Source organism: Actinomadura chibensis NBRC 106107, from assembly GCF_001552135.1.
Lineage (GTDB): Bacteria > Actinomycetota > Actinomycetes > Streptosporangiales > Streptosporangiaceae > Spirillospora > Spirillospora chibensis.
On record NZ_BCQP01000082.1, the window covers coordinates 9928 to 27351 of the forward strand.

A 17424-nucleotide genomic window follows, 5' to 3' on the forward strand; every position below is an offset into this window, starting at 1 on the left:
GACAAACCGGACAGCCCGTGCGGATTCCGCACGGGCTGTCCGGGTTTCGTGTTCAGCTCTGGCCGGGCTCGCCGAACCAGGTGCGCAGGGCGGTGGCCAGGCCGTCCGCGCCGGACGGCGCGCGGGTCGCCCAGGCGACGCGGCCGTCCGGGCGGAGCAGCAGCGCGGCCGCGTCGATCTCGGCGGTGGCGGGCGCGGTGACGGTGTCGACGCGTCCCGACCAGGCGGCGGCCTCGCCGGTCCGGCCGGTGTCGGCGGCGAACTCCAGGAACAGGCCGCGGCCCGTCTCCAGCAGCCGCACGATCGGCGTCTCCCCGACCGTCACCTGGGGGAGCCTGCGGCCGAGCAGCGGGTGGTCGCCCGCGTCGTACGGGTAGTCGTAGCGGATGTCGAGCCCGCCGACCATCTTCACGAAGTGCTCGTTGACGTCGTCGTAGGCGATCAGCTCGGTGAGCACCTGCCGCAGCGGGGACACCGCCGACAGCGGGTGCAGCAGCGCGACCTGCGCCCGCGTCGTGAGGCAGGCGCGGGCGCCGACCGGGTGGCGCTCGTCGTGGTAGGTGTCGAGGAGGCCGTCCGGGGCGCGGCCGAGGACGTCGGCGCCGAGCTTCCAGCCGAGGTTCACCGCGTCCTCGATGCCGGTGCTGAGCGCCTGCCCGCCGAGCGGGAAGTGGACGTGCGCGGCGTCGCCCGCGAGCAGCACCCGCCCGGACCGGTACCGCTCCGCGTGCCGGGTCGGGGCGTTCCAGCGCGACAGCCAGCGCGCCTCGCCGCCGGTCAGCTCCGCGCCCGACAGCCGCTCGAAGCTCTCCCGCAGCTCCGCGTAGGTCACCGGCGTGTCGTTCGGGACGGCCTCCACCCCGAACTCGCCCGCCATCACCCGCAGCGTGTGCGGGTCGACGGGGCCGACCGCGAACAGCCCGCCCTCGTTCTCGTGCGCGCCGAGCAGCGTGAACAGCGGGTCGCCCGGTTCGACCGGGACGTCCCCGAGGATGCCGCGGAACGGCAGGTCGTCGCCGGGGAAGCCGATCCCGGCGAGGCCGCGGACGGTGCTGTCGGTCCCGTCGCAGCCGACGAGGTAGGCGCCCTCGAACGACTCGCCGGACCGGGTCTTCACCGTCACGCCGTTCGCGCCCTGGTCCAGCGCGACGATCTCGGCGTCGTAGCGGATGTCGACGCCGAGGTCGCGGGCCTTGGCGGCGAGCTCGGCCTCGATCCGCGAGTGCGGGATCGCGAACGCGTAGGCGTGCTTCTCCCGCAGCCGCGTCGGCCCGAGCCAGAGCTGCGCGAAGTGCGCCTGCGGGAATTCGAGGCCGTGCGGGCGGAGCTCGTCCATCACGCCGCGCTGGTCGAGCAGCTCGACCACCGCCGCGTTGATCACCATGCCGCGGGACCGCTCGTTCGGCCGGTCGCGCCGCTCCAGGACGACCGCGTCCGCCCCGGCGAGGCCGAGCTCCACGGCGAGCATCAGCCCGACCGGGCCGGCTCCGGCGACGATGACACGTTCACTCATGAGGGACTCCTTTGACTTCCGGTGTTGGCGGTGCCGCCGCCGGAGATCCCGTCGAGGAGATGCCGGGCGAGCGCGGCGGGGGTGGGATGGTCGAAGATCGCGGCGGGCGACAGCGCGGGCCCGGCGGGCTGGATGCGGGTGCTGAGCTCCAGCGCGGTGAACGAGGACATGCCGAGGCCGAGGAGGTCGTCGTCCGCGCCGATCGCGTCGGCGGCGGCGTAGCCGAGGACGGCGGCGGCCTCCGTGCGGACGAGGTCGAGCAGGAACGCGGGGCGCTCGTCGTCCGGGACGTCCGCGAGCCTGCGGACGACCGGGGCGCGTCCGTCGGCGGCGGCGTCCAGGACCCGCCGCGCCGCCGGTATCCCGGCGAGCAGCCGGGGCGGGGCCGCCTCGGCCGCGAGCGCCGCCCAGTCGAGGTCGGCGGCGACCACGGCGGGGACGTCCAGCGAGGGCAGCCGCTCCAGGACGGGCGCGACCAGCTCGGGTTCCATGCCTGCCAGGCCGAGCGAGACGGCCGGGGTCCCGGCGGCGCGCAGCCGAGCGGCCAGCGCGTCGAGCACGGCGCGGCGCGGGCCGCCGCCGCTGCCGGGCAGGCCGAGCGAGCGGGCCGTGTCGGAGACGAGCAGGACGACGCCCGGGTCGAGGTCGCGGGCCAGGTCGGCCGCCTCGGTCGCGGCGGCGGCGTCCCGGTCGAGATCGGGGAGGCCGGGGTCGTCGCCGTCCGCGTCCGGCGGCCCGCACACGTGCAGGACGGCCGCCACGGGACCCTCGACCTCCGGGGCGCCGGACCCGGACGCCACGAGCACCGGGCGGGTCTCCGGTTGCTCGCCGAGCCAGCGCGCGAGGTGCTCGCCGAGCGGGGTGTCGGCGCCGGACAGCACGACCGTGCCCTCGGGCCGCCACCGCTCCTCCCCGGACGGGGCGAACGGCGTCAGGCGGCGCGCGAACAGCCCCGCCGGGCGGATCGCCAGCTCGCGCTCCGCGCCCTGGGCCAGCGCCCGGCCGAGCCGCTCGGCGATCCGCGCGACCGGCACGCGCGGCAGGTCGACCAGCCCGTACCCGGCGGACGGGCCGAGCCCCCACAGCTGGGCGCCCAGCGGATCGTCGGGCGGGTCGGACGGCGCGGCGCACACCGCCTCGCGCGTCGCGACCCAGACCGGCGCGGACACGCCCAGTTCCGTGAGGGCGTCCACCAGCGAGACGGTCGCGACGAGGCCGGTGGACGCCGCCGCGTAGGCGGGGTGGGGGTCGTCCTCCAGGGCCAGCAGCGAGAGGACGCCGTCCACGGCGGGCTTCCCGGCGAGCCGGTCGCGCAGGCGCAGGACGGTCTCCGGGCCGTCCGCGCCGCCCAGGTCCACCTCGGTGGTGATCACGTGGGCGCCCTGCGCCTGGAGGGCGTCGGCGAGGTCGGTCGCCGGGTCCTTCTCCGTCGTCAGGAGCAGCCACGTCCGTCCGGCGACGGACTCCGCCGGGTCGGCCATCGGCTCCCAGCCGAGCCGGTAGAGCCGGTCCCGGCCGCGGCGCCACGCGGCGAGCGCGGGGAGCAGCGCGTCGAGCGCGGCGCGGTCGGCGGGGGCCAGCCGCAGTTCGGCGGCCAGGGCGTCGACGTCCGCGCCTTCCACGGCCGACCAGAACCGCTCCTCTCCGTTCGCGCCGCCGGGCGCGTCGGCGTCTCCGGCGTCGATCCAGTAGCGGCGGCGCTGGAACGGGTAGGTGGGCAGATCGGTGTGGCGTCCGGCGGGCAGGATCTTCGTCCAGTCGACGGGGACGCCGGTGTTGTGCGCGTTCGCGACGGCGGTGAGCAGCGCCGCGCTCTGCGGCCGCTTCGGATTCTGGAGCGCGATGGCGGTCGCGGTGGTGATGTCGCTGGTCAGGGTGGTGAGCGTGGTGTCGGGCCCGATCTCGATATAGGTGGCGACGCCCTGCTCGTCGAGGTATTGGACGGCCTTGTGGTAATTCACCGTTCCGAGCAGATGCTCGGCCCAATAGTCGGGTTGATGCTCGGCGGGCAGCCCGGTGAGGTTGGAGACGACCGGAATCGCCGGAGGGTTGTGCGTGATTCCCCGGGCGGCCTCGGTCAAGGGTGCGACGGCCCGTTCCATCAGCGCCGAGTGGAACGCGCGCTCGGTGGTCAGCAGGCGGGCGCGGCGCCCTTCGCCTTTCCAGTGCCGGACCATTTCCCGCACGGCCTCGGGCGGCCCCGAAACGACCGTGCTGCGTGCCGTGTTGACGGCCGCGATGCTCACTCCCTCCGGGAGGGTGATCTCCTCGGGGGCGGCGTTGATGGCGGCCATGGCCCCGTCCGGGGTGTCGTGCATGGCGCGGGCGCGGGCGGTGACCAGCGCGGACGCGTCCGCGAGGGACAGCGTCCCGGAGGTGTAGGCCGCCGTCAGTTCGCCCAGCGAATGCCCGACGAGGAAATGCGGCGTGATTCCCCAATCGACGAGCAGCGCGTGGAGCGCCGTTTGGAAGGCGAACAGCGCGGGCTGGGTGTAGAGGGTCTGGTTGAGCCGTTCGGGGTCGTCGTCGAACATGACCTGCTTGAGCTGCGGGTCGAGGTGTTCGCAGGCGGCGTCGAGGGCCTCGGCGAAGACCGGGAACGTCTCGTACAGTTCCCGGCCCATTCCCGCGTGCTGCGAGCCCTGCCCGGAATAGAGGAAGGCGACCTTTCCCGCCGGTTTCACCGTTCCGGTGATGACGTTGCCCGCGTGCGTCCCTTCGGCGAGGAAGCCCAGCCGCTGCCGGAGGTCCTCGTGGTCGGACGCGATGACCGCCGCCCGGTGCGGGAGGTGGCTGCGCCCGGTCGCGAGGGTCCGGGCGATGTCGGAGAGCGGCTGGTCGTGGACGGAGTCGCGCAGCCGCGCCGCCTGCTCCCGCAGCGCGGACTCGGTCTTCGCCGACAGCAGCACCGGCAGGGCGTGGGCGGGCCGCACCGGCTCGGGGACGTCGTCCGCGTCGGGCGCCTGTTCGAGGATGACGTGGGCGTTGGTCCCGCTGATCCCGAAGGAGGAGACCCCGGCGCGGCGCGGGTGGCCGTAGTCGGGCCAGGCCGTCGCCTCGGTGAGCAGGCTGACGGCCCCGGACTCCCAGTCGACGTGCGGTGTGGGGGCGTCGATGTGCAGGCTCTTCGGCAGGACGCCGTGCCGCATCGCCTCGACCATCTTGACGACCCCGGCGACCCCGGCCGCCGCCTGGGCGTGCCCGATGTTCGACTTGATCGACCCGAGCAGCAGCGGCCGGTCGGCGGGCCGCTCCCGCCCGTAGGTGGCGAGGAGCGCCTGCGCCTCGATCGGGTCGCCGAGGATCGTCCCGGTGCCGTGCGCCTCGACGGCGTCGACCTGGTCGGGCGTGAGTCCGGCGTTGGCGAGCGCGGCGCGGATCACCCGCTGCTGCGACGGGCCGTTCGGCGCGGTGAGGCCGTTGCTCGCGCCGTCCTGGTTGACGGCCGTCCCGCGGATTACAGCGAGCACGCGGTGGCCGTTGGCGACGGCGTCCGACAGCCGTTCCAGGAGCACGACGCCCGCGCCCTCGGACCAGCCCGCCCCGTCGGCGGCGGCGGCGAACGACTTGCAGCGTCCGTCCGGGGCCATCCCGCGCTGGCGGCTGAACTCGACGAAGAGCATCGGCGTCGACATGACGGTCGCGCCGCCCGCGAGGGCCAGCCCGCATTCGCCGTTGCGCAGCGCGAGCGCGGCGAGGTGGATGGCGACGAGCGACGACGAGCACGCCGTGTCGACGGTGACGGCCGGTCCCTCAAGGCCCAGCGTGTACGACACGCGCCCGGACGCGATGCTGCCCGCGCTGCCGTTGCCGAGCAGCCCCTCGTGCTCCGGACGGGCCCGTCCCATGAGGCGCGCGCCGTAGTCCCCGTACATGAACCCGGCGAAGACGCCCGTGTCGCTGCCGCGCAGCGCGTCGGCGGGGATGCCCGCGCGCTCGACGGCCTCCCAGGCGGCCTCCAGCATCAGCCGCTGCTGCGGGTCGATCGTCACCGCCTCGCGCGGGCTGATGCCGAAGAACTCCGGGTCGAACTCGGCGGCGTCGTAGAGGAAGCCGCCCTCCCGCGCGTACGAGGTGCCGGGGTGGTCGGGGTCCGGGTGGTAGAGCGCGGCGACGTCCCAGCCCCGGTCGGCGGGGAACGCCGAGACCGCGTCGGTCTCGGCCGCGGTGAGCCGCCACAGGTCCTCGGGGGAGCGCACCCCGCCCGGGAAACGGCAGCTCGCGCCGATGATCGCGATGGGCTCGCGGGCCGCCGCCTCGGCCTCGGCGAGGCGCTGCCGGGTCCGGTGCAGGTCGGCCGTGACCCACTTGAGGTAGTCGACGAGCTTCTCTTCGCTGGCGTTGGTCATCCCTGCCGTCCGAGTTCGGTGTCGATGAAGTCGAAGATCTCCTCGGTGGACGCCGCGTGGAGGCGTTCCTCGACGGCGCCGTCCCCGGTCTCCTGCCAGGCGGCGGCGAGCGCCTGGAGGCGGCGCGTGATCTCGGCGCCGCCGTCCCGGCCGTGCCCGTTCCCGCCGCCGTTCCCGTTTCCGTTCCCGGCGCCGTTCGGGCGGACGGCGGCGAGCGCCGACTCCAGCCGGTCCAGCTCGCTCAGCACGTGCTCGTAGGGCGACCGCTCCGGCGGCGCCGCCTCGGCGAGGACGTGCCCGGCGAGCGCGTCCGGCGTCGGGAAGTCGAACACGAGCGTCGCGGGCAGCCGCAGCCCGGTCGCGACCTGGAGCCGGTTGCGCAGCTCGACGGCGGTGAGCGAGTCGAAGCCGAGCTCCTTGAACGCGCGCTTGGCGTCCACCGACAGCGGGGAGCCGTGCCCGAGCACGGCCGCCGTGTGGCCGCGGATGACGTCCACGACGAGGTCGTGCCGGTCCGGTTCGCTCAGCCCGGTGAGCCGCTCGGCGAGGGACGGCCCGGCGACGTCCGACCGGCGGGCCGGGACGCGCACCAGCCCGCCGAACACCGGGGGCAGCAGCCCGGCGGCGGCCTGCGCGCGGAGCGCGGGCAGGTCCAGCCGGACGGGCACGAGCGACGCCGCCCCGGCGGCGAGGGACGCGTCGAACAGGCCGAGCGCGTCCTCGGTGGCGAGCGGCGCGAGGCCGAGCCGCCCGAGCCGCGCGACGTCGGCCCCCGCCATCTCGCCGGTCATGCCGCTCGTCGCCTCCCAGAACCCCCACGCGAGCGACGTCGCGGGCAGTCCCAGCGCGGCCCGGTGCGCGGCGAGCGCGTCAAGGAAGGTGTTCGCGGCCGCGTAGTTCCCCTGCCCGGGGCTGCCGAGCAGGCCCGCGGCGGACGAGAACAGCACGAACGCGCTCAGCTCCCGGTCGCGGGTCAGCTCGTGCAGGTTCCACGCGGCGTCGACCTTCGGGCGCAGGACGGCGTCCACCCGCTCGGGGGTGAGCGAGCCGATGGTGCCGTCGTCCAGGGTCCCCGCCGTGTGGACGACCGCGGTCACCGGGTGCTCGGCGAGGAGCGCGGCGAGCGCGTCCCGGTCGGCGGCGTCGCACGCCGCGATCGTGACGTCCGCGTCGAGCGCGGCGAGCTCCGCCGCCAGGTCGTCGGCGCCGGGCGCGTCCGGGCCCCGGCGGCTCGCCAGCACCAGCCGCCGGACGCCGTGCCCGGTCACCAGCCGGTGCGCGATGAGGCGGCCGAGCGTGCCGGTGCCGCCGGTGATCAGGACGGCGCCGTCCGCGCCGAACGCGGGGGCCGCGTCCGCCGGTTCGGCGGCGGTGAGCCGGGGGACGTGCGGCGTGCCGCCGCGCACCGCGAGCTGCGGTTCGCCGGACGCGACCGCCGCCCGGAGCGCGGAGTCGCCGTCGGCGTCCACGAGCTGGACGCGCCCCGGGTTCTCCGACTGGGCGGAGCGGGCCAGCCCCCACAGCGCGGCGGCGGGCAGGTCGTCCACCTCCGGCCCGGCGGCGCCGCGGGTGAGCACGACCAGCCGGGATCCGGCGAACCGCTCGTCGGCCAGGAACTCCTGGAACAGCGCCAGCCCGGACGCCGCCATCGCGTGCGTCCCCGCCGCCGGATCGGCGTCGTGGGAGCGGAACGGCGCGATGACGACGTCCGGGACGGGCTCCGCCGCCCGCAGCGCGTCCAGGTCGGCGTACGCCGGGATGTCGTCGATGGGAGCGTCGCCGAGCACCGCCCACGTACCCGCGTCCTCGGCGTGCAGGTCGGCGGGGTGCCAGCCGAGGCGGTACAGCGCGCCGCCCCGCGCCGACCCCACCGACGCGAGCTGCTCGGCGGTCACCGGCCGCAGCTCCAGCGACTCGACGGTCGCGACCGGGCGTCCGGCCTCGTCGGCGAGGTCCAGCCGGACGCCCTCGCCGCCGGTCGGCGCGAGCCGCACCCGCAGCGCCCGCGCCCCGGCCGCGTGGACGGACACGCCGGACCACGAGAACGGCAGCCGGACGGTCTGGTCGTCCGCCCCGATCCGCCCGATCGCGATGCCGTGCAGCGCCGCGTCGAGCAGGGCGGGGTGCAGGCCGTAGCCGTCGGTGCCGACGTCGGCGGGCAGGTCGACGTCGAGGAAGACCTCCTCGTCCCGCCGCCACGCCGCCCGGACGCCCTGGAACGCGGGCCCGTACCCGAGGCCGTGCCCGACCAGCTCCTCGTACAGGTCGTGGACGCCGATCGCGGTCGCCCCGGACGGCGGCCACGCCGCGAGGTCGGCGGCGGGCTCGGCCGCGGGCCCGCCCGCCGACAGGATCCCGGTGGCGTGCCGCACCCACTCGGTGTCCGGCTCGTCGTCGGCGCGGGAGTGCATCGTGACCGTGCGGCGGCCGTCGCCGTCCGGCGCGCCGACGAGGACCTGGAAGCGGACGTCGGCGGCGTCGTCCAGGACCAGCGGGGCGAGCAGCGTCAGGTCGTCGACCCGGTCGCAGCCCGCCTGGTCCGCCGCGTACGCGGCGATCTCCAGGTAGGCGGTGCCGGGCAGGACGACGGTCTCCATGACGGCGTGGTCGGCGAGCCACGGGTGGCGGCTCAGCGAGATCCGCCCGGTCAGCACCCGGCCGTCGTCGTCGGCGCGCTGGACGGCCGCGCCGACCAGCGGGTGCCCGGTGCCGATGAGGCCCGCCGCGGACACGTCGCCCGCGCCGCCCGTCGACACCACCCAGTACCGCTCGCCCTGGAACGGGTAGGTCGGCAGCTCCGCCGCCGCGCCGCGCGGCTCCGGCAGGACGGACGGCCAGTCGACCGCCGTCCCGCGCGTGTGCGCCTCGGCGAGCGCCGTGAGGACCTGGCGGCGGCCGCCGCCGTCGCGGCGCAGCGTCCCGATGACGTCGGCGGCGCCGTCGACGCCGTCGAGGTTCTCCCGGATCGCCGGGGCGAGGACGGGGTGCGGGCTGACCTCGACGGCGAGCAGGCCGCCCGTGCCGGCGAGCGCGGTGAACGCGTCCGCGAACCGGACCGGCTCCCGCAGGTTCCGGTACCAGTACGCGGCGTCCAGTTCGGCCGTGTCGAGGAGGGCGCCGGTCACGGTGGAGTAGAACGGGACGTCCGACGAGCGCGGCGCCACCTCGGCGAGGTCGGCGAGGACCTGGTCGCGGAGCACCTCCACCTGCGCGGAGTGCCCGGCCGTGTTGACGCCGGGGATGCGCCGGTTGCGGACGCCGTCCGCGTCGAGCCCGGCCGCCAGCTCGTCGAGCGCCGCCGGGTCGCCGGACACGGTGACCGCCGTCGGCCCGTTGACGGCCGCGACCGACAGCCGGTCGCCCCACCGGACGAGCCGCTCCGTGACGTCCTCCTCGGGGAGCGAGACCGACAGCATCCCGCCGCGCCCTTCGAGCCGCCGCCACGCCTGGCTGCGCAGCGCGATGATCCGCACGGCGTCCGGCAGGTCGAGGCCGCCCGCGACGTGCGCGGCGGCGACCTCGCCCTGGGAGTGCCCGACGACCGCGTCCGGGTGGACGCCCGCGGACCGCCACAGCGCCGCCAGCGACACCATCATCGTGAACAGGGCGGGCTGGACGACGTCCACCCGCTCCAGCGACGGCGCGCCGGGCTCGCCGCGCAGCACGTCGAGCACGGACCAGTCGAGATGGCGGCCGAACTGCGCCGCGCACTCGCGCGCCTTGGCGGCGAAGGCGGGCGCGGTGTCGAGCAGCTCCCGCGCCATCCCGGCCCACTGCGAGCCCTGGCCGGGGAACACGAACGCCGTGCGGTGCCCGGACGGGAGGGCCGTCCCCTCGATCACGTTCGGGTCCGGCTCCCCGGACGCGAGCGACGCCAGCCCGGCCCGGAACTCCTCGGGGCCGTCGCCCAGTACCACCGCCCGGTGGCCGAACACGGCGCGGGTGGTGGCGAGCGCGTGCGCGACCGCGACCGGGTCCTGCCCGGCGTGGCCGCGGAGCCGCCGCGCCTGCTCCCGGAGGGCGGGCCCGGTGCGGGCCGAGACCGGCCATGCGACGAGCTCCGGCTCCGGCCCGGGCTCGGGCGCGTCGTCCGGGTCGGGGCCCTGTTCGAGGATGAGGTGCGCGTTGGTCCCGCTGATGCTGAACGAGGAGACGGCGGCGCGGCGCGGGCGGCCGTCCCGCGGCCACGGCGCCGACTCGCCGAGCAGGGCCAGCGCGCCGGACTCCCAGTCCACGTGCGGGGTCGGCTCGTCGGCGTGCAGCGTCTTCGGCAGGACGCCGTGCCGCATCGCCTGCACCATCTTGATCACCCCGGCGACGCCGGCGGCGGCCTGCGTGTGCCCGAGGTTCGACTTGATCGAGCCGAGGTGCAGCGGACGGTCCGCGGGCCGTCCCGCCCCGTACGTGGCGAGCAGGGCGTGCGCCTCGATCGGGTCGCCGAGCGTGGTCCCGGTGCCGTGCGCCTCGACGGCGTCGACGTCGTCGGGGCCGAGCCGCGCGTCGGCGAGCGCCGCCCGGATGACGCGCTGCTGCGCCGGTCCGCTCGGCGCGGTGAGGCCGTTGCTCGCGCCGTCCTGGTTGACCGCCGACCCGCGGATCACGGCGAGGACGCGGTGCCCGTTGCGGACGGCGTCCGACAGCCGCTCCACGAGGACCATGCCGACGCCCTCGCTCCAGCCCGTCCCGTCGGCTCCGGCGCCGAAGGACTTGCAGCGCCCGTCCGGGGCGAGGACGCGCTGGCGGCTCAGCTCCACCAGGATGCCCGGCACCGCCATGACGGTGACGCCGCCCGCGAGCGCGAGGTCGCTCTCCCCGTTCCGGAGCGACTTGCACGCCAGGTGCAGCGACACCAGCGACGACGAGCACGCCGTGTCGACGGTCATCGCCGGTCCTTCGAGCCCGAAGCTGTAGGACAGCCGGCCCGAGGCGACGCTGCCCATCGTCCCGGTGAGCAGGTAGCCCTCCAGCGCGGACGTCTGCTCGCCCGAGTCGATGGCGTAGTGCTGCGGGGTCAGGCCGACGAACACGCCGGTGTTGCTGCCGCGCAGCGACGCCGGGACGATCCCGGCCCGCTCCAGCGTCTCCCAGGCGACCTCCAGCAGGAGCCGCTGCTGCGGGTCGGTGGCGAGCGCCTCGCGCGGGCTGATGCCGAAGAACTCGGCGTCGAACCGGTCGGCGTCGGCGACGAACCCGCCCTCCCGGACGTAGGTGGTGCCCGCCCGGTCGGGGTCCGGGTCGTAGAGGCGGTCGAGGTCCCAGCCGCGCGTGTCGGGGAACCGGGTGATCGCGTCGCGGCCGTCCGCGACGAGGCTCCACAGGTCCTCCGGCGTGCGGACGCCGCCGGGGAAGCGGCACGCCATCGCCACGATCGCGATCGGCTCGGCGTCGCCGGCCGGCGCGGCGGCCCGCGCGGGCGCGGCCGGTCCCGCGTCCGCGTCCTCGCCGAGGAGGAGGGTGCGCAGGTGGACGGCGAGCCCGGCGGCGGTCGGCCGGTCGAAGATCACCGTGGGCGGGAGGCGGAGCCCGGTCGCGCCGTTCAGCCGGTTCCGGAACTCGACCGCGCTCAGCGAGTCGAAGCCGAGTTCCTGGAACTGGCGGTCGGGGTCGATCGCGTCCGGCGCGGTGTGGCCGAGGACCGCCGCGACGTGCTCGCGGACCAGGTCGAGCATGGCCCGGTCCTGCTCGGCGCGCGGGCGTCCGGCGAGCCGGTCGCGCAGCGTCCCGGCCCCGGCCTGGCGCGCCCTCGCCCGCACGGGCTGCGCGCGGAACAGCCCTTGCAGCATCGGCGGCAGCACCCCCGCCTCCGCGAGCCGCCGGAAGACGGCGAGGTCGAACCGCGCGGGCACGGAGGCGGGACGTCCCGATCGCTGGGCCGTGTCGAGCAGGGCGAGCGCGTCCTCGTCCGGCAGGGGGACGAGCCCGCTGCGGCCGAGGCGCTTCTGGTCCGTCCCGTCGAGCGTGGCGGTGATGCCGCTCGTGGTCTTCCACAGCCCCCAGGCGAGCGAGACGGCGGGCTCTCCCCGGTGGACGCGGTGGTGGGCGAGGGCGTCGAGGTAGGTGTTGGCGGCGGCGTAGTTGGCCTGCCCGGGGTTGCCGAGCGTCCCGGCGGCGGACGAGAACAGGACGAACGCGTCCAGGTCGCCGGTGAGTTCGTGCAGGTTCCAGGCCGCGTCGGCCTTGGCGCGCAGCACCGGGGCGAGGCGCTCCGGGGTGAGGGCGTCGACCGTCCCGTCGTCGACGACGCCCGCCGCGTGGACCACGGCGGTCAGCGGGTGCTCGGCGGGGACGGCGGCGAGCAGCGCGGCCAGCGCGGCGCGGTCGGCGACGTCGCAGGCGGCGACGGTGACGTCCGCGCCGAGGGCGCGCAGGGCGGCGGCCGTGTCGGCGGCGGTGTCGGCGTCCGGGCCGCGCCTGCTGACCAGCAGCAGGCGGCGGGCGCCGTGCGCGGTGACGAGGTGCCGGGCGACGAGGGCGCCGAGCGTGCCGGTGCCGCCGGTGATCAGGATTGTGCCGTCCGGGTCGATCGGGCGCGGCACGGTCAGCGCGACCTTGCCGATGTGCCGGGCCTGGCTCAGGTACCGGAACGCCTGCGGCGCCTGCCGCACGTCGAACGCCGTGACGGGCAGCGGGGTGAGCGCGCCCGCCTCGAAGAGCTCGACGAGGGCGGCGAGCATCTCCTGGATGCGGTCGTGCCCGGCCTCGGTGAGGTCGAACGGGCGGTAGTCGGTGTCCGGCAGGGACTCGGGGTCGCGGAGGTCGGTCTTCCCCATTTCGAGGAAATGGCCCCGCGGTTTCAGGAGGTCGAGCGAGGCGTCGATGAAGTCGCCGGTGAGGGAGTTGAGGACGACGTCCATGCCGCCGGGGAACGCGTCGTGGAAGTCGAGCGTGCGGGAATTGGCGATGTGGTCGGCGTCGAAGCCGTTCTTGCGGAGCGTGTGCCATTTGCCGGGGCTCGCGGTGCCGTAGACCTCCGCGCCCCAGTGCCGGGCGAGCTGCGTCGCGGCCATTCCGACGCCGCCCGTGGCGGCGTGGATCAGGATGCGCTGGCCCGGCTCGATCTCGGCGAGGTGGCGCAGGCCGTAGTAGGCGGTCAGGAACACGATCGGCGTCGTCGCGGCCTGGACGAACGACCACCCGTCCGGGACGCGGGCGAGCAGCCGCCGGTCGGTGGCGGCCGTGGGGCCGACGGCCCCGTCGACCATTCCCATGACGCGGTCGCCGACCGCCAGCTCGGTGACGGCGGACCCGGTCTCGGTGACGATTCCGGCGGCCTCGCTGCCGATGACCGCCTCTCCCGGATACATGCCGAGGCTGATCAGCACGTCGCGGAAGTTCACGCCCGCCGCGCGCACGGCGATGCGCACCTCGTCCGGGCCGAGCGGGCGCGCCGCGTCCGGGTTGGCGGACAGGACGAGGTTCTCCACGGTTCCCGGCTCGGTGATCCCGAGCCGCCAGCGGTCGGTGTCCGCGGGCGGCGCGAGGGCCGGGTCGCTGCGCGTCAGCCGGGGGGCGTAGACGCCGCCGTCGCGCAGCGCGAGCTGGGGTTCGTCGCGGCCGAGCGCGGCGGGCAGGGCGGCGGCGTCCCCGGCGCGGTCGTCCAGGTCGACGAGGCGGAGCCGGCCCGGGTGCTCGGCCTGCGCGGACCGCACGAGGCCCCACGCCGGGGCGGCGGCCAGGTCGCTGACCGGCTCGGCGAGCTGCGCGGCGACCGCGCCCCGGGTGGCGACGACCAGGGTCAGGTCGGCGAACGCGTCGTCGGAAAGCCAGCTCTGGACCAGTTCCAGCAGCCGCACCGCCGCGTCGTGGACGCTTTCGAGATGGTCGCCGTTCTCTTGGTCGGAGTGGTGGCAGAAAAGGACGGTCGGGGGGACGTCCTCGCCTGCGGCGAGCGCTTCGCGCAGTGCGGAGAGATCCGGGAATTCCTTCGCGGCCTTGCCGGTGAGGGCGGGGAACGGTTCGCCGATCGCCGTCCACGGCGTTTCGGGGCCGCCGTCGATGGACGTCCACTCGACGTGGTGGGCGGGCTCGGACGGCCCGGTCCGCGCGGCCGACAACTGCTCGTTCGTGATCGGACGCACGGCCAGCGCGTCCACCGTCACCACGGGACCACCGGCCGGGTCCGTGACCGCCAGCGACACCGTGTCGCCGTCGCCCCGGCTGAGCCGGACCCGGACGGCGACCGCGCCCACGGAGTGGACCGAGACGCCGCTCCACGAGAACGGCAGTTTCAGCGCGTCGGCGTCCCCCGCGAGAAGGGTCGCGTGCAGGGACGCGTCGAGAAGCGCCGGATGAACCGCGAAACCCTCGACGTCGGTGTCGTCGGGCAGTTCCACTTCCGCGCAGATGTCGGTGCCGTCACGCCAGCCCGCTTTCAACCCCTGGAAAAGCGGGCCGTAGCGCAGGCCGATCGTCTCGAATGTGCCGTAGACGTCGCCGACGTCGAGCGGCGTCGCGCCGGCGGGCGGCCAGCTCTCCTGTTCGGCGGGGGGCGGGGTCGGGCCGCCCGCTCGGAGGAGGCCGGTCGCGTGGCACGTCCAGGGCCCGTCGGCGTCGTCGGGATCGGACGGTTCGCGCCGCGAATGGATCGTGATGGAATGGCGCCCCTCGGCGTCCGCCGCGTCGACGTAGACCTGGATCTGGACGCCGTCCTTCGGCGGCAGCACCAAAGGCGTCTGGAGGGTCAGCTCCTCGACGGTGTCGCATCCGGCGCGCTGCGCGGCGCGCAGCGCCAGGTCGACGTACGCCGTCCCGGGCAGCACGGCCGAGTCGTGGATCGCGTGCTCGGCCAGCCACGGCTGGTCCTTGAGGGAGATGCGCCCCGTGAGCAGGTGGCCGTTGTCGTTGGCGAGCAGCGTCGTCGCGGCCAGGAGCGGATGGTCGGCCGGGGTGAGACCCGCCTGGTCGACGTCCCCGGCGGACGGGCCCCGGTCGAGCCAGTACCGCTCCCGCTGGAACGGATAGGTCGGGAGGTCGGTGTGGCGCCCGGCGGGCAGGATCGTGGACCAGTCGACGTCCACGCCGCTGTTGTGGACGCGGGAGATCCCGGTGAGCAGCGCCGTGCTCTGCGGCTGCTTCGGGTTCTGGAGGGCGATGGCCGCACCGGTGGCCGTCTCGCCGGCAAGAGCGGTGAGCGTGGCGTCGGGCCCGATCTCGATGAACGTCGTGACGCCCTGCCCATCGAGATACTCGACGGCCTTGTGGAAGTTCACCGTGCCGAGGAGGTGCTCGGCCCAGTATTCGGGCGTGTGCTCGGCAGGGCGTCCGGTGAGGTTGGAGACCACCGGAATGGACGCCGGGTTATGGGTGATGGCCCGGGCCGCTTCGGTCAGCGGCTCGACGGCTTGGTCCATGAGGGAGGAGTGGAAGGCGCGGTTGGTGGTGAGCAGGCGGGTGCGCCGTCCTTGGTCTTTCCAGTACTGGGTGATTTCTTGAACGGCGTCGGCGGGGCCGGAGATGACGGTGCTTTGTGCCGCGTTGACGGCGGCGATGCTGACGCCTTCGGTGAGGGTGATTTCGTCGGGGGCGGCGTTGATGGCGGCCATGGCCCCGGCGGGGGTGTTGTGCATGGCGCGGGCGCGGGCGGTGACCAGCGTCGCCGCGTCGGCCAGTGAGAGGGTGCCGGAGGTGTAGGCGGCGGTGATTTCGCCCAGCGAATGCCCGACCAGGAAGTGGGGTGTGATTCCCCAGTCTGCGAGGAGCGCGTGGAGCGCTGTCTGGTAGGCGAACAGGGCGGGCTGGGTGTAAAGGGTCTGGTTCAGTTCCTCGGGGTCGTCGGCGAACATGATCTGCTTGAGTCGCGGATCGAGGTGTTCGCAGGCGGCGTCGAGCGCCTCGGCGAATACCGGGAACGTCTCATACAGTTCCCGCCCCATTCCCGCGTGCTGCGAGCCCTGGCCCGAATAAAGGAACGCGACCTTTCCGGGCGTGGCGCTCGCGGGACTCAGCTCTCGCAGGCCCGAGACGAGTTCGTCCGTGGAACCGGCGACGACGGCGGCGCGCCGCGGGAGGCGGGCGCGTCCGTTCGCCAGGGTGTGGGCGATGTCGGTCAGGCTCGTCCCAGGGTTCTCGGCGACGAATTCCGCCAACCGCGTCGCCTGCTCCCGCAGGGCGGGCTCCGTCTTCGCCGACAGGAGCACCGGCAGCGGATGACGGGGCTGCTCCGGTTCGGGGACGTCCGCGTCCGCTGCCTGTTCGAGGACGATGTGCGCGTTCGTCCCGCTGATGCCGAACGAGGAGACGGCGGCGCGCCGGGGCCGGTCCCGCTCCGGCCACGGGGCCGTCTCGGTGAGCAGGCGCACCGCGCCCGACTCCCATTTCACGTGCGGGGTCGGCTCGTCGATGTGCAGCGTCTTCGGCAGGACGCCGTGCCGCAGCGCCTCGACCATCTTGATGATTCCGGCGACGCCCGCCGCCGCCTGGGTGTGGCCGATGTTTGACTTGATCGACCCCAGCCACAACGGACGATCCGCGGGCCGCTCCTGCCCGTAGGTGGCGAGGAGCGCCTGCGCTTCGATCGGGTCGCCGAGCGTCGTCCCGGTGCCGTGCGCTTCGACCGCGTCGATGTCGTCCGGGGTCAGGAGGGCGTTGGCGAGCGCGTCCCGGATCACCCTCTGCTGCGACGGCCCGTTGGGCGCGGTGAGGCCGTTGCTCGCGCCGTCCTGGTTGAGCGCGGAACCGCGCACGACGGCGAGGACGCGGTGGCCGTTGGCCTCGGCGTCCGACAGCCGTTCGACGAGGAGGAGGCCCGCGCCCTCGCCCCAGCCGGTCCCGTCGGCGGCGGCGGCGAACGCCTTGCACCGCCCGTCCGCCGCCAGTCCGCGCTGGCGGCTGAATTCGAGGAAGATATCGGGGGTGGACATCACCGTCACGCCGCCCGCGAGCGCCAGGTCGCATTCGCCGCGCCGCAGCGCCTGCATCGCCAGGTGGAGGGCGACGAGCGACGACGAGCACGCCGTGTCGACCGTGACCGCCGGGCCCTCCAGACCGAACGAATAGGCGATCCGGCCGGAGGCGACGCTCACCGACGTGCCGGTGACGAGATATCCCTCGACCTTGTCGAGGCCGTTCAGCGCGTGCCGGACGTAGTCCTGCCCGTTCGTCCCGGCGAAGACGCCCGTGCGGCTGCCGCGCAGCGACGCCGGGTCGATCCCGGCGTCCTCGAACGACTGCCACGCGGTCTCCAGCAGCAGCCGTTGCTGCGGGTCCATTCCAAGGGCCTCGCGGGGGCTGATGCCGAAGAAGTCCGCGTCGAACCGGTCGGCGTCGTAGACGAATCCGCCTTCCCGGACGTACGTCGTCCCGCGCTGTTCGGGGTCGGGGTCGTAAAGGGCGTCGACGTCCCATCCCCGTCCGTCCGGGAAATGCGAAAGGGCGTCGACGCCGTCCGCGACGAGCCGCCACAGGTCCCGCGCGGACCGCACGTCGCCAGGGAACCGGCAGCCCATGCCGACGATCGCGACCGGCTCGTGGTCGCGTGCCTCCGCCTCCCGCAGCCGCTGGTGGGTCAGCCGGAGATCGGCGGTCGCGCGCCGCAGGTAGTCGCGCAGCTTCTCCTGGTTCATG

Annotated in this window: 3 protein-coding genes; all 3 read right to left on the minus strand. The window is 75.1% G+C overall.

Annotated elements, in window-relative coordinates; all coding sequences use genetic code 11:
* Positions 1–52: 52 nt before the first annotated feature.
* The 3 genes from ACH01S_RS38460 to ACH01S_RS38470 are packed head-to-tail and all read right to left on the minus strand — an operon-like array spanning position 53 to position 17423.
* Positions 53–1513, minus strand: coding sequence for an FAD-dependent monooxygenase (locus tag ACH01S_RS38460; RefSeq protein ID WP_067904333.1), 1461 nt, complete (start codon positions 1511–1513; stop codon positions 53–55).
* The gene (locus ACH01S_RS46695; RefSeq protein WP_067904336.1) at positions 1510–5862 is read right to left on the minus strand and encodes a type I polyketide synthase; all 4353 of its coding nucleotides are present in this window, start codon (positions 5860–5862) and stop codon (positions 1510–1512) included. The genes ACH01S_RS38460 and ACH01S_RS46695 overlap by 4 nt, the downstream gene beginning before the upstream one ends.
* Positions 5859–17423, minus strand: a complete 11565-nt coding sequence (locus ACH01S_RS38470) for a type I polyketide synthase (RefSeq protein ID WP_067904339.1) — start codon at positions 17421–17423, stop codon at positions 5859–5861. Before ACH01S_RS38470 ends, ACH01S_RS46695 begins: the two co-directional genes overlap by 4 nt.
* Position 17424 lies beyond the last annotated feature (1 nt).